General features: G+C 38.2%; 11 protein-coding genes. 2 read left to right on the top strand and 9 right to left on the bottom strand.

The window, feature by feature from the left end; translation table 11 throughout:
* Nucleotides 1–81 precede the first annotated feature (81 nt).
* A complete protein-coding gene (locus NDQ75_RS13765) occupies nucleotides 82–2,724 on the bottom strand; it encodes a discoidin domain-containing protein (RefSeq protein ID WP_202029176.1) in 2,643 nt (880 codons plus the stop codon).
* Nucleotides 2,725–3,053: 329 nt separating this feature from the next.
* Between NDQ75_RS13765 and NDQ75_RS13760 the strand changes: the two genes are divergently transcribed.
* On the top strand, nucleotides 3,054–4,643 hold the full coding sequence (locus NDQ75_RS13760; protein ID WP_202029175.1) for a sulfatase family protein: 1,590 nt from the start codon (nucleotides 3,054–3,056) through the stop codon (nucleotides 4,641–4,643).
* Here NDQ75_RS13760 and NDQ75_RS13755 read toward each other — a convergent pair.
* From NDQ75_RS13755 to NDQ75_RS13730, 7 genes are all read right to left on the bottom strand, one after another.
* Complete coding sequence (locus tag NDQ75_RS13755) at nucleotides 4,542–4,961, bottom strand: hypothetical protein (RefSeq protein WP_242513703.1); 420 nt, start codon at nucleotides 4,959–4,961, stop codon at nucleotides 4,542–4,544. The two genes, NDQ75_RS13760 and NDQ75_RS13755, sit on opposite strands and share 102 nt — an antisense overlap.
* A gap of 142 nt (nucleotides 4,962–5,103) precedes the next feature.
* Nucleotides 5,104–5,235, bottom strand: coding sequence for a hypothetical protein (locus NDQ75_RS15935; RefSeq protein ID WP_262895555.1), 132 nt, complete (start codon nucleotides 5,233–5,235; stop codon nucleotides 5,104–5,106).
* 162 nt (nucleotides 5,236–5,397) lie between these two features.
* Nucleotides 5,398–5,655 (bottom strand): Gfo/Idh/MocA family oxidoreductase, encoded by a 258-nt coding sequence (locus NDQ75_RS13750; protein ID WP_242513702.1) that lies wholly within the window; start codon nucleotides 5,653–5,655, stop codon nucleotides 5,398–5,400.
* 388 nt (nucleotides 5,656–6,043) lie between these two features.
* Nucleotides 6,044–7,693 (bottom strand): RagB/SusD family nutrient uptake outer membrane protein, encoded by a 1,650-nt coding sequence (locus NDQ75_RS13745; protein ID WP_202029174.1) that lies wholly within the window; start codon nucleotides 7,691–7,693, stop codon nucleotides 6,044–6,046.
* Nucleotides 7,694–7,818: 125 nt separating this feature from the next.
* Nucleotides 7,819–10,641 carry a SusC/RagA family TonB-linked outer membrane protein gene (locus NDQ75_RS13740; protein WP_202029173.1) on the bottom strand — a complete coding sequence of 941 codons (2,823 nt, stop codon included), beginning with the start codon at nucleotides 10,639–10,641 and terminating at the stop codon, nucleotides 7,819–7,821.
* A gap of 56 nt (nucleotides 10,642–10,697) precedes the next feature.
* Nucleotides 10,698–12,449, bottom strand: a complete 1,752-nt coding sequence (locus tag NDQ75_RS13735; RefSeq protein ID WP_202029172.1) for a RagB/SusD family nutrient uptake outer membrane protein — start codon at nucleotides 12,447–12,449, stop codon at nucleotides 10,698–10,700.
* Between the two features lie 12 nt (nucleotides 12,450–12,461).
* Nucleotides 12,462–15,653 (bottom strand): SusC/RagA family TonB-linked outer membrane protein, encoded by a 3,192-nt coding sequence (locus NDQ75_RS13730; RefSeq protein WP_202029171.1) that lies wholly within the window; start codon nucleotides 15,651–15,653, stop codon nucleotides 12,462–12,464.
* A 757-nt stretch (nucleotides 15,654–16,410) separates the two neighbouring features.
* Here NDQ75_RS13730 and NDQ75_RS13725 point away from each other — a divergent pair.
* Nucleotides 16,411–18,342 (top strand): sulfatase family protein, encoded by a 1,932-nt coding sequence (locus NDQ75_RS13725; RefSeq protein WP_202029170.1) that lies wholly within the window; start codon nucleotides 16,411–16,413, stop codon nucleotides 18,340–18,342.
* A gap of 147 nt (nucleotides 18,343–18,489) precedes the next feature.
* Here the strand turns inward: NDQ75_RS13725 and NDQ75_RS13720 are convergent, their stop codons facing one another.
* Nucleotides 18,490–21,360, bottom strand: coding sequence for a glycoside hydrolase family 2 protein (locus NDQ75_RS13720; protein ID WP_202029169.1), 2,871 nt, complete (start codon nucleotides 21,358–21,360; stop codon nucleotides 18,490–18,492).
* Nucleotides 21,361–21,366: the final 6 nt, after the last annotated feature.

Genomic DNA, 21,366 nt, shown 5'->3' with positions numbered 1-21,366 from the left:
TTCAAAAGCAAACACTTTTAAAACAGCCTCATGGGCTTGCTATATAAAACCACAAAATATAGCAGTATTTTACAAGAGCTCTTATTTTTTAATAAGCAGTCTTGTTTTTTGTTCCACGCCATTTACGAGGGGCTTCAGTATATAGATTCCCCTTGGCAAATTGCTGAGGTCCAACTGTATTTGATTGTCCCCTTCATTAATGGATGCTTCTTGGGAGAATACTTTTTGTGCTCTAAAATCAAATAGTTCTAAGTTTACCGTTGCCTGAGATTTGCTTTGTATGTATACGTTTGCATAATTGGTAACAGGGTTTGGAGCCACTTTAACTTCAGTAAATACAATACTATTGTTATCGTTGCAGTTGCCCAATACGCCTCCATTTCTAAGCAATGCAGCTACGGCATGTTTGCTCACGCACAAACTTCTTCCTTTAAAGCATACTTCCACTTTTTCAATCCAGCTGCTGTTCCCACAGTTAATGTCTATTACCTCCACCACAACTTCTTTATCAATATTGCATCCAGTTTCAGTATCGGTAATGGTTACGGTATAAACGGTGGTGCTTTCCGGGCAAATATCAATTTTTGGGGTGGAATCACCAGTATTCCAGCTATAAGTATAATCACCTGAACCTCCTTGAACGCTTAACACCTCCAAAGCAGTACAATTTTCTTTGCCATAACCAAGGAATACGGTTTGGTTTTCGGTTAGTGTTGCAGTTACTTCACTGGCTTCTTCTATGGTTATCTCTTGGGTTAAGGAATAACCGGCAGCATCGCTAATGGTTACAGTATGGATTCCCGGAGTTAAATTGGTAGCGGTTTGTGTGGTTTGGCCATCATCCCAAGCATAGGAGTAAGGAGGGATACCGTTGGTAACGGTTACGGTGGCCTCTCCGTTGTTGGCACCATTACAAGCTTCGTCCAATTTTTCCACGGAAGTAACCTCCATATTAAAAGCAATTTGAAAGGTTTGCTTTTGAACATTAAAGTTGTCATCCAAAAAGTTTAAGGTGTACTCCCCTAATTGCTCCTCTTGAATGTCGGTGATTTTCACCGATCTACCCGTAGCGTAAAAATCGTTGGGACCATGCCAGCTGTAAAAGCCAAAAAACTTTGTTTGCCCTTCGTGGTATTGTGTTTGTGGGCCGAAAAAAATCTCTCCTCCTTTAGATACTGTAATGGAAGTATTGCTGTTCCATCCTCTTTGGTCTGGGTTGTTGTAAGGCAAAATAACGTCGGTTTTTGTGTATTCTGAACTTTTTATAAGTCTTAACTCTGTAGCCGTAGCGAGATTTTCGGCTGTTTTTTCCATGGGTGCAATTGCTACGAATTTCATATAATGGGCAGAAGTGGTCTCGAAGTAGAGCTCTGTCCAATACCCTAGATTACCGGAAGCAGTCGGTGCGCCCCAATTCTCCCCATCTGAACTAAGAAATAATTGAAATTCAGCAACGAGACCGTTGTTGCTTCTATCAAGTCTGGGAATATAGGTAAAGCCAGACACTTCGTATTCGGCACCTAAATTGATTACAATTTCATGTGGGTAGGGATCGCTACCGTCACTATATTTAGTGTGCCAAAAAGTATTGATGTCATTATCGAACGCATTGGTGGCTGGTCTATCGGCGGCAGAGGTCTCTTCACTGGAAACGGATACCAAACTCCAATCGTTCTGTGGAACATAGATATTATCGTCGAAAGCTTCCCAACGCCCTGTTTCCATGTCAATTTTAAATTCGTGCACATATTCCAGATCCAGATTATTATTAGTCCCTAAAGTAAGTGGCAAGAATAGGTATTTGGATTCTGGGAGTTCTGGATCTTTGTGTCTGTCGCCGACATAGTAGTAAGATGGGTTCCCATCATCATCTGTGAGGGTAATTACATCATTAGCCTGGGTGTCGTATGTAACCTTATTACCCAATGCTTTCCAATTGGCCCATCCTCCTGTTAAGGATTTAGACCAGGTGTAAGCACATTGGTTGGGTCTCCAGCCTGTTTTCCCGGAAGAAATAAGGTAATAGGTGCCATCTTGTTTAAAAATGGCGGGAGCTTCCTTTTTCTGCCCAGCAAATAAATGTACCGGATCTCCTATCACATCCATATAATCATCTGTTAATTGATATAGGTTTAAAGATTCATTATCGGTAGGGTCGTCTGGGGTGTTTACCCCTTTATGGTTCGAGATAAAATAAACTTTACCATCTTCATCTTTAAAAAAGCTGCAATCATTTGAGTCGAATCCGGCAGGTTGAAACGCTTTTACAAAGGTGTAATCACCATCTATAGTAGGACTTGTAAAGATGGCCACTTCCCCAGCAGTGTATCCAGGGTTTTGGTATTTGGCCCAAATTACAAATAGTCCTGTCATTTCATTATATACCAAATTTGGTCGTTCGGTAAAGCGTTTTTCTTCCCGAGGAAGGTTCGGATTTCCCATTTGGTCGTTGGTGTTTTTATCAACTACTTTATTCAAGAACTCCCAATTGGTCAAATCATCTGAAACGTAAAGGTTAATTCCTTCATAATTGAAGTTTTGCGATCGGTCAAGGCCAATCCAATAAAAACGACCATTGTGCGTCATGATGTCCCCTGAATGTGCTTGTATATCAAGCCCATTAGTGTCTTTCCACAGAATACCATTTCGTATGGATTGTTTTTGTGCATAGGATTGTTGTAACAGCGAAAAGCATATTGCAACAAAAAGTAATTTTTTTAACATGGATTTTGAGTTTTTGGTTTGTATATTTTTCTGAACCAGACCGTTTAGCTATGTCCGGTGTAATTCAATTGGTTTTCAATGAAATATATTGTTAGCGTATTTCATAGAGCCTATCAAATTTACGATGGAAATGAGGTTGAAAAAATGGATGTTATTGCTTTTGATATGGATATTTTTAGCTTTTGAAGGTTATTTTTAGAAATCTTATATTGTTGGTTTTTAATTTCTTATGTACTTAATAGAGGTGAATTCTTTTAAATGGCATAAATAGCTCTGTTGAGAAAAGTATCTTTTTTGTAAGTATCTTGTAGCCATAATTAAACATCTTTATGAAAAAAGTAAATCCATACTACCATACATACAAGGTTTTAATGATATGCTTTGCCTTGCTATACAACGTTTCTTTATCGGCACAAAAACAACCCAACATTTTATTTGCCATTAGCGACGATCAGTCTTTTGCGCATACTTCTTATGCTGGCTGTAGCTTTGTAAAAACCCCCGCTTTTGATAGGATTGCCAAAGAAGGTGTTTATTTCCCAAAGGCCTATGCGGCATCCCCTGGCTGTGCACCTTCCAGAAGTGCTATAGTAACAGGACGATATCCTTGGCAGAACGAACAGGCAGGGCAACACGCTTCTTGGTGGCCAAAAAAATATATCTCCTTTGTAGATCTTCTAAAAAATGCTGGATATCTCGTTGGAAGAACGGGAAAGGGAGTAGACCCATTTAAGTTTGCAGATAGTGAAAATGATTCCCTGAGGATGGATAACCCGGCTGGGCCTGTAACTGCAAAGATCAATTATGACAGTAAGGACGATCGTAGTGCGTATGGAATAAGTAGTATCAACTATGCGGAGGAATTTAAAGCGTTTGTTTCTAAAAACAAAACCAGTGAAAAACCATTTTTCTTTTGGTATGGAGCACGAGAACCACATAGAGGGTATGAATTAGACTCTTGGAAAAGAAATAATAAAAGCCTAAAAAATGCAAAGGTGCCAAAGTTTCTACCGGATAACGATTTGGTTAAAGGTGATTTATTGGATTACGCCGTAGAAATAGAATGGTTTGATAGTCATTTAGATCGTATGGTCTCTTATCTAAAAAAGATAGGCGAGTACGACAATACAATAATTATAGTTACTTCCGATAACGGAATGCCTTTCCCCCGAACCAAGGCCAATTGTTATGAATACGGAATACATGTTCCCTTGGCTATTAAGTTCCCTAAAAATTCTAATCTTAATAAAATGGAGTATCGTGGAAATGTGAGTCTTGCTCAGCTAGCACCAACAGTTTTGGAGCTTACCAATGTAAGTTCAAAAGGGATGCTACCCATATCTAATAGCTCTCTGGTTTCCCAACTGGAAGGAAAAGTATCTAGAGTACCTGTTTTTTCCTCCCGGGAAAGACACTCTTCCTCCCGCTACAAAAATTGGGGATATCCGCAACGGGCAGTGATAGAAGGAGACTATTTACTTATTTGGAACGTAAAACCCAACCGGTGGCCGGCAGGGGCACCACAACGATATGACAAAAAAGATGGCACGCTTTTAAATAGGTATTCCCTTGATGAAAATGGAAAATATACACAGGGAACCATTTTTGCCGATGTAGACGATTCGCCTTCCAAGACGTTTTTAATAGAGAACTATTCCAATCCTTCGATAGTACCATTTTTCGATTTCTCATTTGATTATAGACCGGAATTCGAACTGTATAATGTTAAGGAAGATCCAGACTGTATAGATAATCTATATGAAGATAAAGAGCATATTGAAATTTCAAAGCAATTGCACGAACAATTGGTAAATGAATTAAAGCAAACCAAGGATGCTAGAGTAGGAGATGAGAACCCTGAGAACTTTGATGAATATCCTAGGTATAGTAAGATGCGATATTTTCCAAAACCGAAATAACAACTTATATTCTTTTTTCCCTAGGTTCCAATCGGTTAACTCAGCGATGTTTATTGGGTCTCCAGATTCAATGCTTTTTCTAGCTGCTATGCCATAAAAATAAGCATTACCCCATTGCCTTATCCCTGCGAAATGGACGTAAGGATCGGTAGCGTCTGGATTTTTAAATATTTTATGGTGTAGGGTGGCATTGTCACCTCCATGGTCTGCATTGGAAAAGGTAATCTTCATTACTTGGTAATCTTTCCAAAGATTGTGTACATAAATGGGTTTATGTTTATCTGCATCTTTAGAGGTTTGGGCTACATTAGCGTGCATTTCTGCTTGATTAATATCTAAATCTTTATCATAGGGAATAATTCAAGGAAACGTTGTTCTTATATTTTACTTGGGCAGACATTTTATCGTATATTTTGATTTCTTTTCTAAACAAACAATTGTCCCTTATCTAACCATCGTACTATTCAAAGGCAACAATTAGATCCATAGACCTTTTGTCTATTGTGGAAGTCGCACTCGGACTTATAATTACAATCACGATAATTATTTCCTCGAAAACGTCCATTTTTACATTCGTTTTCCAAGGCTTCATAAGCAAACACTTAATGGGGTCTGAGTCTACCCACAAGTTCAACAAATCAAAATGATGGGTAGCTTTATGAAACCCAAACGTTTCTCCTGTTTCGCTCAGTCCAGGGGATGTTCGAAAATAGGAAGCGTCATGGTAAGTGTTTAAGTACCAGTGAGAATCTACTTAGGTGATTATCCCTACAGTGTTATTTACCAATAATTCTTTAATGTATGGGCTCCATCTATAATTAAACCCAGTAATTAGGTTTTTTTTGGACCTTCTTTCTGCATCAATTATTTTTTGATATTTGTTTTCATCTGTCGTTAGGAGTTTTTCTGTAAGTACATCACTACCGTGATTCGAGTCCTTAATAATAAATTCGTGGTGTGTGGATTCTTTTATAGTATCAATTATAGGATCTGACTTGGTTTTGTTAATCATTTTATCAAAATTGGTAAAAGTAGGGAAGGAGGTTCAATATATTTTTTGCCGGACGCCAATTTTCCAGGATTAATTTCGCATAAGCCAACAAATTCTAGGATGTTGGAATATTCATCTACAAGTCTTTTTCCCAAAAACAGGTTCCCCTATTACCAGTGCCTAACAATACAATTTTTAGCTTTTCTTTTTTGATGCTAAAGCTAAAACAGAAAGAGGGATGGTCTTAATTGCTCCCAGTAGGCTAATGGAAGTTAAAAATTTTCTTCTGGATTTTGCCATAATGTATTTATTTGGAAATTGTTAATGTGTGATTAAATTAATAAAAAAACGCATCTAATTAATAGTTGGTAATTAGATGCGTTTTGGTGTAGTCAAGTTAATATTAAACTTACCAACCTGGATTTTGAGTAAGGTTGGTATTAATTACCGTTTCGTTGAAAGGAATTGGGTACAGGTACATTTTAGGTTCAAAGTTTCTCGTGGTCAATAATTCTTTGCTGTAAGAAAAATTATTGCCTTCCTGTGTTACTTCCATTTTGTATATTTGGTTGGTTTGTTCCCCAATTTCCCATCGGCGAATATCCCAAAAACGGTGTCCTTCGAAAGCGAGCTCCACACGTCTTTCGTTTCTCAATTTAGTTCGAAAAGCGTCTTTAGACAATCCTGAGGGAAAATCTGGCATACCCGACCTCGCTCTTACCATATTTACTGCCTGAAGCGCTGTCATACCAAAACTACCCGGGCTTTCAGGACCATAAGCTTCATTCATCGCTTCTGCGTAATTCAGCAATACTTCCGCATAACGGAACAATACCCAAGTGTGCTCTTTTTCGGTAACATTGGGAGCTTCTAAATTAATACTTTCAATTAGATATTTTTTAAGGTAGTACCCCGTAGGAGTTGCGTAGCGCTGTGGGGCACCATTAGTTCCACCATTAAATACTTCAATGGTTTGTCCTTTAAAAGTTGCTCCATTATAGAGTATGGAAGCTTCAAATCGGGGATCCCTTCCTTGGTAGGGGTTGGCGGCGTCGTAACCAGAGCCTGCATCGTTAATATTCATTCCAGAATCTTTCATTTCATAAGCGTCTACCAAGTTTTGGGTTGGAGTGTTTCCAGAGCTACCTCCCACATAACCCACGGGGAAATTGATGCGTTCGAAATTATTACTATTTCCCTGTCTGCGCTCCAATATTAATTCTGAATTTCCATTGCTGTAGTTATTAAAAACATCAGAATAGTTATTTAGTAGTGAATATGTTCCAGAGTTGATAATATCATAAGCTGCTTCGGCCGCTTTTTCCCAAGCTTCTGTGCTTCTGCTTTCGTTGTGTAGTGGGCTGGCGGCATACAACAATGCCTTGGCTTTTATGGCCATTGCCGCTCCTTTGGTTACCCTACCGGTTTCTTTGTCACGTTGGTCAATATAAGAATCTGGTAGAACTGCAGCGGCAGAATCACACTCCTGCACAATAAAATCAATAATTTCTTCAAAAGGGGTTCTTTCAATGGTATTTGCTTCTTCCTCCGTTAGAACAGATGTGTAAAAAGGGATATCGCCGTAACGCTTTGCCAATTCAAAATAATAAAAAGCGCGCAATGTCCTCGCTTCATATTTGTAGCGTTCCAGTTCTTGCATTAATACCTCATAGGTTGGGTCTTTATCATACAAACGCTCTTCGTAGGTGTAGTTTTCAACCTCATCCAAGAGTTGATTGGCCCTTCTTATGGGATAATAAAAATTCCATTTGGAATCCAATGGTCTGGACGTACTCCAAGCTCCATTAAAATATCTATGTATTGGATCTGCATCGTTGGCAAAAACAGCATCATCACTAGCGGAAGCAATCATTGCTTGTCCCACTTGGGTAAACCCGGCGGGAAGATCTGTATAAACTCCTGTAAGAGCTGATTTAACCCGGTCTAAATCAGAATAGATATCATCTTTCAAAAGATAATCTTTCTCATTATAGTCTGTATAATCGCAAGAGCCTAGCGACAGGGTTATAATAAGAATTAATATTGTTGAATATTTCATGTGTTTTTATTTATTGTTTGTTATATATGTCACATGGAATGCCCCGTTAATTATATCGATGGGTTTACAATTTGTTAATAGGCATTTCATATTGTAAATTTTTTGTTCATTGTTATAAAATAGGCTTAAAATGTAAACTCAAGGCCCAAGCTCATGGTTTTTAAAAGCGGATAACTGTTTGAAAGTGCCTCTGGATCCAATTGATCCAAACTATCCCAAGATGCAAGGTTAGTTCCTCTAAAAAACAATCTGGAATATTCAATTCCAAACTTCTTGGTTACTCCTGTTGGTATTGCGTAATAAACTTCGAGTGTACGGAGTTTTAAATAATCACCGTCTTTTAACCAAATATCGTTACTTCTGTAATTATTATCATTATCCAACGTAGTGAGCCTTGGTAGGGTAGCGGTATCCATATTGTTTTCTGTCCACGTATTATTAGAGAAGCTCGTAATATTGTTATTGTTTATTAACGGCCGATACACATTTTGTGTGTTTAAATAAACGGTATGGTTTGCTGTTCCTTGAAAAATTGCATTAACACCTATGCCTTTATATTCTGCATGCAGGTTAAAAGAATAGTATATCTCTGGAATTCTAGTGCTATGGCCAAGGGCTACTTCATCAAATTCATCTATTAGGTTGTCTCCATTTTGATCTACATATTTTACATCCCCAGGGGAAACTGTAGAAAACAATTGTTGGTTGCTATTGTCTATTTCTTCTTGACTGTCAAAAAAGCCATCGGTTACCAATCCAAAGGCTTGCCCAATGGAATTTCCTGTTCTTTCCAAGTAATCGTATGGGCGCTGCACTTCGCCCATTTCTTCAATCGTATTTTTGGCATAAGAGAACATTCCCGTTGCCGAGTAATTAAAGTCTTTAATATTATCCTGCCATGTTAAGGTAGCTTCAACACCTCTGTTGCTCACTTCTCCATTAGGAAGAATTGGTGGGGCAACACCAATTAAGCTTGTTAATTGTCCGTCTGTAGACACCAAAATATTGGTACGTTTGTTGTAAAAACCATCAACCACAAGGTTTAGTTTTTTAAACAAATTTAGGTCTAAGCCAATATTTCCCATCATTGCTTTTTCCATTTTTGGGTTTCCTGCCAAACGGCCTTCACCCACGCTCCATTGCGTGTTATTGTTAGCGGTAAAGTTGTAACCGCCTACACCACTATAACTTTGGTCCTCTGTGTTTAAAACAATACGATCGCTCCCAGCATAACCAAAGGAACCACGAAGCTTAAGGTATTGTAGCCATCCATCGTTTTTTACAAAGTCTTCTTCTGAAATTACCCACCCAGCAGATACTGCAGGATAGAATTCAAAACGATCTTCTGGAAGCACACTGGAACCGGCATACGATAAAGTAACCTCTGCAATGTATTTATCTTTAAAATCGTAATGGAAATTCCCTGCTATATTTTGTCGAAGAAAGGTGGTGTATTGACCACGACCTACAAATTTTTCTTGTGAGTACATTGCAAAAGTGTTAAAACTATGCGTATCAGTTTGCCGATCGTATTTTACTTTTCCATAAAAGCGTGTAAATTTGGCCGTATAGCCATTGCCAGAATATGGTTCAAGGTTTGAGTCTTCATCAAAAATCTGGGAAATGGTGTCCATAGTCATTTCATTATAATCAAGGTCTTCATAACGATAACTTTTGCGTTGCCCATCAAAAGAAGTAGCTCGGTTGTTGTGCCCAATGCTAAGCTCGGCCGAAAGGCCTTTTAAAATGCCATCTAAATTTTGATTCAACAAACCGTTTACCCCTATGATAGTTCCTTGATCTTTAGAATATCCTGTTGAGTTTACCATTGCTACTGGATTATTGCCATAAATATTGGTTCCTCCCCAATTTCCATTGGAGTTTATAACCGGAAATGCGTTGGATGGAGTATTGTAAATAGCATTCATTACAGCACCGGCACCACTTCCGGGGGTGTAGAGTTCATCAATAGCACCAAAGACACCCATTTTAAGTAGGGTAGTAGGGGTAAGGTCTACATCTAAGTTTGTGCGAAAGTTTACCCTGTCGTACTTAACATTAGTAGCATAGGGTTCCATACCTTTATCGTCAAACAAGCCATCTTCTGCTTGGTATCCCAGGGCGGCATAGTACAATAATTTGTCGCTACCACCACGAAAAGAAGCGTTAAAGTTTGTTTTGGTGCCTGTACTTCTTAGGGTTTCACCAAGCCAGTCTACATTAGGGTAAAAATCGTTTGACCCTCCGTTTCTGTAACCTTGTATATCTACAGCGGAATATAAAGGCTGTAGGCCATCGTATTTTCTAGCCGTGTTTACTGCATTGGCATAGTCTCCTGCATTTAAAAAGTCGGGTAATTGGGTGGCTGATGTAAGGCCGTTTTCAAACCATATATTAACATCCATTTTTTGCTTTATACCAGTTTTGGTAGTTACAAGGAGAACACCATTGGCCCCTCTCTGACCGTAAATTGCTAAGGCTGCCGCATCTTTTAAAACCTCTACACTTTCTATGGAGAGGGTATTTAAGTATGTAATGTCTGTTTCGACACCATCTACTAAAACAAGTGGGACATTGTTGTTTAATGTGTTTAGTCCCCTGATAAAAATAGATGGGTTTCTAGAACCGGTAACGCCCTGATTTTGTAAAACAGTTAATCCCGGTAAAAGTCCGTACAAGGAATTGGCTGGATTAAAAGAGTTGGTTTTTTGTAACTCTTTACCCGAAACTTTATCTATAGCACCTGTTACTTCCTGTTTTTTTAATTGGTTGTTATTACCCAAATAGATTGTATCGGAAGATAATTGTTCTATCAACTTGTTTCCTTCCTCTGAGAAGTATTGTTTAACGGTATTTGTAGTTTGCGCCACAGAATTATATGTAAGGCATGGTAGCGCTACGAACAAACACCAAAAAGCGATGTATTTTATTCTCGAATTCGTATTCATTATGTGTTTTTTTCTATTAGCTTAAAAGTTCTATATTTCTAAGCACTGCTATAGTGCTACCAGCCTGGGTTTTGAACCAAACCATAATCTTTATTGATCTCGTTGGGAGGGAATGCACTTAAATACCATTTAGGGTCCCAGTTGTCTATCCAATATCTTCTCGGTGTGGTTTCAAAAAGTTCACGATCGGTAACTTGATTTTTATTACCAATTATATTCGTGCCGTGCGGCTGTATAAAAGGTATTTTCCATCGTACTAGGTCGTACCAGCGTATTTCTTCGTAAGCAAATTCACGGGCGCGTTCAGTAAGAACTTCTTCCCTAAATTCTTTTTGCGACATTCCCTCTGGTGTACCGCCCACACCCACACGTTCACGTGTTTTATTAAGGTATTCGTAGGCTTTGGCTGTGGGCCCGCCATTAACTTCATTCAAAGCTTCAGCATAACTTAAAAACACTTCCGGTAAACGTAAATAAGGCCACTGTACGATAGAACCCCTAGATGTAGCATTATCTCCATCTAGATAAAACTTACGCTGCATGTATCCTGTTGCTGAGATTTTAACGTTTTTGTCCCTTCTTTCACGTCCGCCTAAGTAAAGTTCTGCCGTACGCCCTCTGTAGGCATCCCCATTCACAATCGCTGTTTCATATAGACGAGGATCTCTATTGGCATAAGGATTGTTGGGGTCGTATCCCGAGGAAGGATCGTCAATGGGCATTCCGTTTACCATGGGGTACATATCCACAAGTTCTTGAGATGGTCTTGCGGCCCCTTCATTTGCCAATCTAAAGAATAAGTTATGTGTTCTGTACCTTTTTCGGGTTGAAATAAGCAGTTCGCTACTACCTCTTTCATAATAAGCGGTGGTAAAATCTGTTCTGGGATTTCCCGTATTTACCAATGAATACCCTCCATTGGCAGCTAGTTCGTTTAAAAAATCCTCACAGGCCGTTACCACGTCCCTCCATATACTGGCATCGTATCCACCGAACCACGTCATTTTTAAATCGGAAGCCTCCCCAGCTCGGTATGGAGCACTGGAGTTAAATAAGGGGCTTGCCCCAAAAAGCAGTACTCTTATTTTTAAAGCTTTGGCAGCTGCACGGGAAAAACGGCCTTCATTGTTGCTAATATCCTGCACTTGCCAAGGCAACAATTTTGCAGCTCGATCGCAAAGCGCCACAATAGAATCCATAGTAGCTTCTGCAGTTAAACGGGGAGAGCTGGTATCATCTGAAGGAGAGAAGGTTTTATTGATCCATGGCATACCTCCGTAATTTCTGAACATTTCGCAATAGTGTGTTGCCACGACCATCATAGCTTCACCTTTTAAACGGTCTTTGGTAGCTTGGTTTGCATCGGGTACCTGGTCTATATTATTAATAAAAGAGTAGGATCGTCTAATACCTTCCCAAGCTCTTTCAGCAATAAATTTATATTTAGGTCGTTTCTGCCCTAAAACACCTTCTTGCTCCAAAAAAGCGGTGTATGTACCATTGTAATAGGCTGCAACAGCCCCACCCCAATCAAGATAACTCTGGGTAAGGTCCGTTAAGCTTTCTTGAATATCGATGTTCATCTGGGAATCTTCGATGCCCCATCCCGTAGGTAATCCATAAGGTAACGTATTGTAGGCAGCTGTTAAGGCATCTTGAGCATTTTCTATGTTGGCATAAACAGTATCGATTGTAATATCCCCTCCAGGAGGTTTCGATAAAAACTCATCACCCAGTCTCATTTCTTCACATCCTATCAATAAAGAAAAGAATGCTATTGTGCCTAATAAAAATGTATACTTTTTCATTTTCTTAATTTTTTAAAAATTAAACTTCACTCCAAAATTGTAAATCTTCATGGCCGGATGTGTGGGTCTGTTACCTATCTTCGATTCCGGGTCTACCATACCATCTAACTTATCGAAGGTGAGTAGATTGTAACCGCTGAAGAAAAACCTTAGGGTTTTAATACCAGCTTTACGTATAAATTTGGATTTAAGGTTATATCCCATTTCTAAGGTCTTTAATCGCAAGTAGGAAGCATCCAATTGATAAATAGTGGAAGCTTTGGAAAAATTATTGTCTTTGTTGGAAAAGGTCAGTCTTGGGAATCGGGCAGTTTCCGCTGTTTCAGGTGTCCAGGTGTCTTCAGCAAAATAACTTAATAAGCCAAAATCGTCTTTGGATCCAAACGGCACCCTCAATTCTCCCTCCAGCATCCTCGATGTGTTTTTTGCTCCGGCCCAAGACATCCTAAAGTCGAAGTTTTTATATTTAAAACCGGCATTGATACCTATGGTGTATTCTGGATATTCCGGAAATCCAATAGCTCTTTGATCGAGGTCATTTACTACTCCATCTTCATTAATATCTTCATACATGGCATCTCCGGGCTGTACATTACCTGCGTATTCTGGAAAACCATCTTTAAGGGTTCCGTCGGCATTAAAATCGTCTTTGCTAAAAAAACCTTGAGAAACAAAACCAAAAGGCTGGCCTACCCTTCCTCCGGTTCTATACTGATAATCGTATTCCTGTTTTACTTCATCCATAAATACAATTTCGTTTTTGGCGTAAGAGATATTAGGGTTTATCCAATAGTTGAAATTGGTGAAGTTTTGGGTCCAGGTAACATTCAATTCATAACCGCTATTGTCTACGGCACCAATGTTTACTGCGGGCAGTACGGCTGCCACATAACCTGGAACGGTGTTTCTAGTGGTTAAGATATCCCGCCTTTTATCCCAGAAATAATCTACGTTAAACTCTAATTGATTATTAAGGATTCTTATATCCATACCATAATTTTGCTTAATAGCGGTTTCCCAAGTTACATTGGGGTTTCCAAGTTTTGTTTCTACGAACCCAGGTTGGTCTGACGGTACATCTATACCAAAACTGTAACCATCACCTCTTCCGTAGCCATCGGGTAAATACAAAAACCTATTGTTTCCCTGCCTATCGCTTCCCACTTTACCATAGGATCCCCTTAGTTTAAAATAGTCTATTACCGGGTTGTTTTTCATGAATTGCTCTTCACTGATTACCCAACCAAAGGAAAAAGCTGGGAATAAACCATATCGGTTTTCTTCAGCAAAATTCTCTGAACCATTGTAACCAAAATTGGCCTCCAATAAATATCTACGATCGTAGTTATAGGTAACCCTTGCAGCTGTTCCAACGTAACCAGTTGGCAAATAATTAAAGCTTCCTCCAGGATAGTAATTAGAACGTTGGTTGTACATTAAAAGGCCACTAAACTCATGTTTTCCAAACCTGCGGTTGTAATTAAAAGCGGCTTCAAAATACCAGCTTCTGTTTTTTCCATACGTTTCGTTGTAGTTTAACCTACCGCCTTTGGATACCAGTGGAAAAACAAGTGTTTTATCGTCTTCGGGTAAAGTATCGTCAAAATCCTTTAGGTAGAATGCGGTATATGTATCTGGCGATGCATTACGTATTTTGGTTTGACGTGCATTACGGTTATAGGACCCTTTTACACTAAACTCCAATCCTTTTGTAATTACATCCAGTTTTTGTGTTAGGGAGGCATCGAAATTATAAACTGTGTTTGTGCTAACAAAACCACCGCGACCATAATACGGCCGCAAACCATCTATTATCTCAGGGCCGGGAATATACTCCCCATTGTCTACAATATAGCGACCATCTACAATACCCGGAGATGCGAAGGGAGTGGCTCGGTATAAAAATCTGAAAAATTGATCTTGGGTTTCCCTTACATTTGGCTCTTGTCTTATTTCGCTTCTACCGCCTAGAGTCATGGAAAGTTGTGTAGATTTGGTAACGTCAATATCTATATTCGAGCGGTAGTTATACCTTTCGTAGTTAAAGTTTTCACCAGTGCCCGTATCAAAGGTTTTAAACATTCCTTCTTGATTTAAATGGCTGAAAGACAAAAAGTACTTTATCCGTTCTGTACCCCCATTAACGTTGAAGTTGGCTCTGGTCTGCGGTGCGGATGACCGAATGAGATAATCCATCCAATCAATATCTGGAAATAAGATCGGATCGGAACCTGTCCTAAAAGCTTCTACCACATCTGGCGTAAAACGTACCTGATCTTCTGGTACGCCATCACTAATTTGAGCACGGTTAAAGGCAGTAGCATAGGTATAACTATCTGCAAAATCGGGCAGCCTCACTGGTTCTTGTATACCGTAATTAAAACTGGCGGATATTCTGGCTTCGCCTATTTTACCTCGTTTAGTAGTTACCAAAATCACCCCATTTGCACCACGGATACCATAAACCGCTGTAGCAGATGCATCTTTTAGAATGGTTATATTATCAATTTCTTCAGGGTCTATTTGTGTAAAATCCCGTTCTACACCATCTACCATAATGAGAGGGGAAGAGTTGCCTTGCGAGAGTGTACCCACACCGCGTATTAATAGATTGGCGTTGTCTGCACCCGGTTGCCCTGAATACTGAATGGAACTTAAGCCAGTGACTTTACCTGCAAGGGCATTGGCTACGCTTGAACTAGGGGAACTTGTTAACTCCTCTGTGCTTACAGAAGAAATGGCTCCTGTTACGGTAACTTTTTTCTGTTTACCATACCCTACTACAACCACCTCTTCGAGATCTGTGGTTTGTTCTTGAAGTGTTATGTTTATTTCGGTCCTTCCATTTATTGATGCTTTAACTTCAGCAAAACCAATAAATGAAAAAACCAGTTCACCCTCTCGGTTTTTCATTTTAATGGAATAGTTACCGTTCATATCCGTCATAACCCCATTTCCACCATTTCCGTCTTCGTACACGTTTACCCCGGGGATGGTCACTCCGTTCTCATCTTTTACCGTTCCAGTAATTGTTAATTCTTGAGTTTGAAATTCTACAAGGGAAAAGGAATAATTTGTTTTTTTGGAAATTGTTGAATTGCTTATAGGTTTAGCAATCATTTTGGTTCCAAATAACAACAATAAGCCTATTACAATGTAAAAACTTCTTTCTGGTGAAAGTCTTTTGTAATACTTTATATTCATATGTTTAAGTTTATTATAATCATTGTTTAATTTCCGGAGTTTACGCGTTTTGAAAACTTCAATCAATTAAAAATTAAAAGTACTTTTAACTATTATTTTTTATTGCAAAAAAAATCTATAGAATAGCATTTTAAACAATTTAGTTTCACTCTTTGATTTTACATTTTAAAAATTGGATGAGTTCTTTTGATACGCAAACGTTATAGTTTCTACATTAAAAAAATGAGATTCGCAGATGTTTTTGTTGTGGTCATTTTTAAATTGTTTCTGTCCATTTTAAGTATAATTTAATTAGCAGTTGATTGATCCGAAGGAAGCAATTTGGTTAGTAATGTTAATTTATTCCCAAATATATGGTTTAGAGAATATGGTATCAATGGATATAATAACTATATATATGGATGATTTTGCTTTTCTTTTGATGATTTTAAAATATATTGGCATACTTTAAATATTTTTGGTAAAATAAAAGTTAGATTTTTGCTTTTTTATGAATTTTCAATCGAAAAGAAATTTCCTTTTGAAGGGATTTGAAATTTTGGATTATATCGATTGAAAATGAAAAATTTATAATGGTATTTTTTGGGAGAAGCGTTAAATAGATTCGTTATTCTATTTAATTCCTCACTCAAAAGTATTTGAAATCGATGGTTGATTTAAGTATTAAAAAACTCTCAATTTTAGGTACATCCATAAAATTTCATAAAAAATGTAAATTTCACCTTTATTGCTCTTAAAAATATCAAATCAAATTATTATGAAGAAAAACGCTCTATTTTTTTTATTTCTTTTAAAAGTTTCACTTTCCTGTGCTCAGGAGAAAAAACCAAATGTGTTATTTTTGGTTATAGAGGATACATCAAATTATCTATTTCCTATGTATGGTAATGAATCTATACATACTCCAAATTTAGATTGGTTGGCAGAAAACGGGGTAGTTTTTGACAATGCTTTCGCTAATGCTCCCTATTGTTCTCCTGCGCGATCAACTTTAATAAGTGGAACACAAGCTACTGTGTATGGGAACGATATTCATAGACAAAAGCACATACAGAAAGAACAGTATTTTTTAGTTAAGAAGTTAAGGGATACCGGATATTTTACTGTGAATAAAACAAAAACAGATTACAACATAACAGGAAAAGAAAGTAAGGAATTAGTCGATAAAACATGGTCCATGAACGGTAAGGATGCAACTTATAATGATGCTTCCCGAAACGGAAAGCCATTTTTTGGTCAATTTAACAATCTTTCCACCCACATGAGTAGAATAACTACGGTAACTATAGATAAACGCTTGGAGTGCAAGGTAAACCCTGAAACTATAGAACTACCTCCCCATGTTCCAGACCTTCCAGAGATGCGTGCAGACTATGCATTGCATTTGGAAGGGGTCCAAGATATAGATAAATGGGTCGGTTTTTTTTTAAAGGATTTAAAAGACCGTTCACTGCTGGAGGATACCATTATATTTTTCTTTTCAGACCACGGAGGCTGTTTGCCTAGGGGAAAAGCATTTCCTTTTGATACTGGTTATAGGGTTCCGCTTGTGGTTTACGCTCCAGAAAAGTATAAAAATATGTTACCAACCAGACCTGGTGAAAGAACGGATAGAATGGTGAGTTTTGATGATTTTATTCCTACGGTAATGAGTATTGCCGGTTTAAAGAAACCAGCTTATGTTACCGGAAAGCCATTTATGGGCAAATATGAAGAGACTCCAAGGGAATATGTAGAAACATTCCGTACCAATACGGGAAGCCATTTTGACGCCTCTAGAAGTGTATTCGACAAACGTTTTCAGTATATAAAATACTACACTCCACACAAAAGACATGCTTTAACACAAACTTTTCAATGGCAAATGCCTTCGCAGCTGGCTTGGGACGAGTATTATATGTCTGGGAAGGCTTCAGAGTTTCACAGTCAGTATTACGAACCACATCCTGTCGAGGCTTTATACGATTTAAAAACCGATCCTTGGGAAGCAAAGAATTTGGCCGCCGATCCAAAATTTAAGGATAAATTGGAAGAACTTCGGGAAGTAAATTCAACTTATATTAGAGAGGTAAAAGATTTAGGGTTTTTATCATGGGAGAAACGTGCCGAATTAACAGATAAGGGGATAGATCTATACAGTTGGGTTCGGGAGACAAACTATCCCTTAACAGATTTGATTTCTTTAGCAGAAAAAGCGTCCAGTGGAAATCGAGAATACTTGCCGTTATTCTTGGAAAATCTCGAAAATAAAAGATCTTCATTTCGGTTTTGGGCTGTTTCAGGAATTTTAAATTTAGCGTGCACCGATGCTTTGAAGGAGGTTCCAAAAGAGGTTTATTCAAAAATGTCTGAAAATGAAGACAAGGATATCTCCGCACTAGCGGCAGAAATTTTGGTTAGAATGGGCGAATCTAAAAAAGGATTGGATTTTCTTATGGATCATTTCGAAGACAATCCTTTTGTATATTCATCATTAGAAAATCTATGGGATTTAACGGCCCCGGCAAAAGAGGATTTAGAATTGATGGCCGCCAACGCAAAAAATGAAGAAGCCCGAACCTATGCTAGAAGCTTACTCATTAAATTAGGGGAGATGAGCATCGATGAGCTATACGAAGCTAAAACCATTGAAGCCAGATACAAAAATTATCGAAATAGAGTCTCCAACTATATGCAAAATACGCCATAATATTATGGATTAAGTTAGAGGATATTTTAATAAAACTTAGATGGTCTATTGGCTATCTAAGTTTTATAGTAACATTTCATAGCAAAACAAACTTGGCGATTTCTCATGACCTAAATGTTTTTTTATTTCTTAATACCATTGAAGAGTTCATTCAATCTCAATATTTTCAAACTTTATTTCACTACCTATACCACCATAAAAGTTGAAATAAACGGTACCTGAAAGTGGTTTATTTATTTCATTAAGTTGGGCTGCTGGACCGATGTCTTGTGGTATTTTCCATTTTTCCCCAATAGGAGATATGTAGTTAAAGAAGTAGATTCCACTTTGATCAGGGTAAAAAATAGCCGCATTTTTAGGATCCTTGCCAGCATTTGGCTTCAGTAAACCTAAGTAAAGATTTTCTAAAGTAGCCAAACCAATGGTTTTATGGTTGCTAAGGTTAAGCTGTGCCCAGTGCCATTTGCCAAAATACCCTTCAAACTCGGGAAAATTATAGATTTCACCGGGAACATTCTCTTGTTTGTTCACTTGCCACACATTCATGGTTGTTCCTTTTCGCCTATTCTTGTAAACTCGATAAGGCCCTTCTCCCAGCCAGCGTTTGTTCAACACTTTATCCGCAGAAAGGTGAAACCCTATTCCTGCAAAATAATATTCACCTTTGGGTATTTTGTATTGGTAATCCATTTTCAAAACCCCTTTCGCCATAATGGTCCATTCCACATATTCAAATCCGTTTGTATTTTTATAGCGGATTATATATTCGTTTTTCTTTTTCTGAAAAGTCACTTTTGTTTCTCGCTTTTCTGAAGCATTATAACGTCCGGATGCTGTTTTGGCTACTATTCTTGGGATTCCAGAAATAGGCATTTTTATACTATCTGTTTGGATGGATTGTAAACCTGGTTTATTTTTATCGAAATGAAAGACTGTATTTCCAGAATAAAATAAATAAGGGTTTGAAGTATCTTGGTTTACTGGTAAGAAATTCCCTTGCGGCAAAAACTTTTTCATAAAACCTAAATTGTTTTCATCTACCATCCGCCAAGTCCATAAAGATTGACCATAAGGATCAAAAGCAGTCAACTCTATAGCATCGGCGTTTAGGTTGTTTAAAAATGTAGGGATCTTTAGGTTGCCTTTTGCTTCCGGCATTATATTTGGCCCTTTTAGTTCTCCTTGTTTTAAAGTATGATAACCACTGGACGCTTCTATGGGAGATGTAAATTGAATGTATTTCCACCGAAAAGTGCATTGATTCAAATTCGTGAATGTAAATTTATTTTCAACTTCAATACGACCATCAAAATTTTTAGAAAAGTTTTTAGACACCACTTGTACCGGTGACCAAATTTCTTTTACGGCATTATAACTACCTTTTTTTTCTTGATTTGGACCAACAATACCGTCAGGCGCTTTGTTAAGTTGATTGTCTATTCTATAACCTTGATCCGTGCGTATTAAACCTTCATCATACAAAGCCCAAATAATTAAACCACCACCTATTTTAGATTTTTCTATAGCGTTCCAGTAATCTTCAAGACCTGCCCCTGCACCACCATCGTACAAACCATGCAAGGTTTCATTGGGCATAACGATTTGATTGCCGTTAAGCCGTTGTATCAACTCTTCGTAAGTTGGATAATATTGAGTGTTGATTAGCGGAAACCTTCCAGGGTTTTTCCCGGGCCAAGCTTCGGTTTTTGCAGCATTCTTATAAGGTCTACGTTGCTGTATATCCCATTTTAAAAAAGCATCTTCCAACTCGGCATTATGAGCTTTATGGTTTCCATTTCCCCACATTAAGATAGAAGGGTGGTTAACATCGCGAACAACAAGCTCTTTTACCAACTTGCTTCCAATTTCTGTGTTTAGGGGTTTTGACCAGCCAGGAAGCTCATTTAGTACTAGGAGTCCGAGCGAGTCGCATAAATCCAAGAAATATTCATCGGGTGGGTAACAGGGAGTACGGACTGTATTAAAATTTAAATCTTTCATCAATTTTAAATCCGCCAAATTATCTTTTCTGCTTAGACTTCGCCCTTTGCCCGGTCTAAAGCTGTGCATGCTGGCTCCCTTTAGAAGAATGCGTTTTCCGTTAAGGTAAAACCCATCATGGTCCCGCACTTCAAAAGTTCTAAATCCAAAACGTTGGTTTAGGCTATGCACGGTTACTTTCCCTTGTTTCAGAGTCATTTTTAAGGTGTACAAATTTGGAATTTCGTGTGACCAGGGTTGTACTTCTTGGATTTTACTTTCAAGTCTTATTTTTACTGAATTCTGTTTTACCGTTTCGCTAAATGGTTTCCCAATGGGTACCCCTTTTGAGGTGTAGACCTGTGCTAAAATGGTTTGGTTTTCTGAAACATTTTCCAGAAAAGCATCAACTTTAAGCGAACCGTCCATCTTCGCATCTAAAGCCATGCGTTTGATATGGGTCGTGGGTAAAATATCTATATAAACCGGTCTAAAAATCCCTCCAAACAACCAAAAGTCTGCAAAACGTTCTGCGCGCTGTACGGAAGCATTTTTAGATTGTTTGCTCACCTTTACTTCAATGGTGTTTTCCCCTTCTTGAACCAAGTTTGAAATATTGTATGAAAATTGCGTAAACCCTCCCTGGTGTTCTTTTCCGGCCAACTTTCCGTTGATTTTAACCTGGGTATCGGTCATAGCCCCTTGAAAAACCAGCCTAAAATGTTTTTTGGAAATAGTGGGCAAGGTAAATGTATGCTTATAGTAACCAATATCTGGATTGGTTTTATAGCCCTTATCATCTTTAAAATAGGTATAATTCCCAAAGCCTTTGGTCTCCCAATTTGAAGGAACCGGAATGGTTGTCCAATACCCACTGTTTCGCCCCGTACTGCACTTGAAATCCCATAAAACGGCATCATCTGAATCTTTTCCAGATAGATAAATTCTTTCTTGCGAATAAGAATTGAAACTTGTAAAGAATAAAAGCAGAAATATGGACTTTATTAGGGTGATGTTGTTTTTTTTAAGTTGAACCATGTCTTC

The sequence above is a fragment of the Galbibacter mesophilus genome (genome assembly GCF_023721415.1).
Classification (GTDB): Bacteria; Bacteroidota; Bacteroidia; order Flavobacteriales; family Flavobacteriaceae; genus Galbibacter; species Galbibacter mesophilus.
The sequence above is the reverse complement of the archived record's forward strand: the minus strand, read 5'-3'. Positions and strand labels throughout refer to the sequence as shown.

Excerpts from the sequence above, each read along its gene's own strand:
- NDQ75_RS13765 (WP_202029176.1), bottom strand. The coding sequence starts at position 2,724 with ATGTTAAAAAAATTACTTTTTGTTGCAATATGCTTTTCGCTGTTACAA.
- NDQ75_RS13760 (WP_202029175.1), top strand. The coding sequence starts at position 3,054 with ATGAAAAAAGTAAATCCATACTACCATACATACAAGGTTTTAATGATA.
- NDQ75_RS13755 (WP_242513703.1), bottom strand. The coding sequence starts at position 4,961 with ATGCACGCTAATGTAGCCCAAACCTCTAAAGATGCAGATAAACATAAA.
- NDQ75_RS15935 (WP_262895555.1), bottom strand. The coding sequence starts at position 5,235 with ATGAAGCCTTGGAAAACGAATGTAAAAATGGACGTTTTCGAGGAAATA.
- NDQ75_RS13750 (WP_242513702.1), bottom strand. The coding sequence starts at position 5,655 with ATGATTAACAAAACCAAGTCAGATCCTATAATTGATACTATAAAAGAA.
- NDQ75_RS13745 (WP_202029174.1), bottom strand. The coding sequence starts at position 7,693 with ATGAAATATTCAACAATATTAATTCTTATTATAACCCTGTCGCTAGGC.
- NDQ75_RS13740 (WP_202029173.1), bottom strand. The coding sequence starts at position 10,641 with ATGAATACGAATTCGAGAATAAAATACATCGCTTTTTGGTGTTTGTTC.
- NDQ75_RS13735 (WP_202029172.1), bottom strand. The coding sequence starts at position 12,449 with ATGAAAAAGTATACATTTTTATTAGGCACAATAGCATTCTTTTCTTTA.
- NDQ75_RS13730 (WP_202029171.1), bottom strand. The coding sequence starts at position 15,653 with ATGAATATAAAGTATTACAAAAGACTTTCACCAGAAAGAAGTTTTTAC.
- NDQ75_RS13725 (WP_202029170.1), top strand. The coding sequence starts at position 16,411 with ATGAAGAAAAACGCTCTATTTTTTTTATTTCTTTTAAAAGTTTCACTT.
- NDQ75_RS13720 (WP_202029169.1), bottom strand. The coding sequence starts at position 21,360 with ATGGTTCAACTTAAAAAAAACAACATCACCCTAATAAAGTCCATATTT.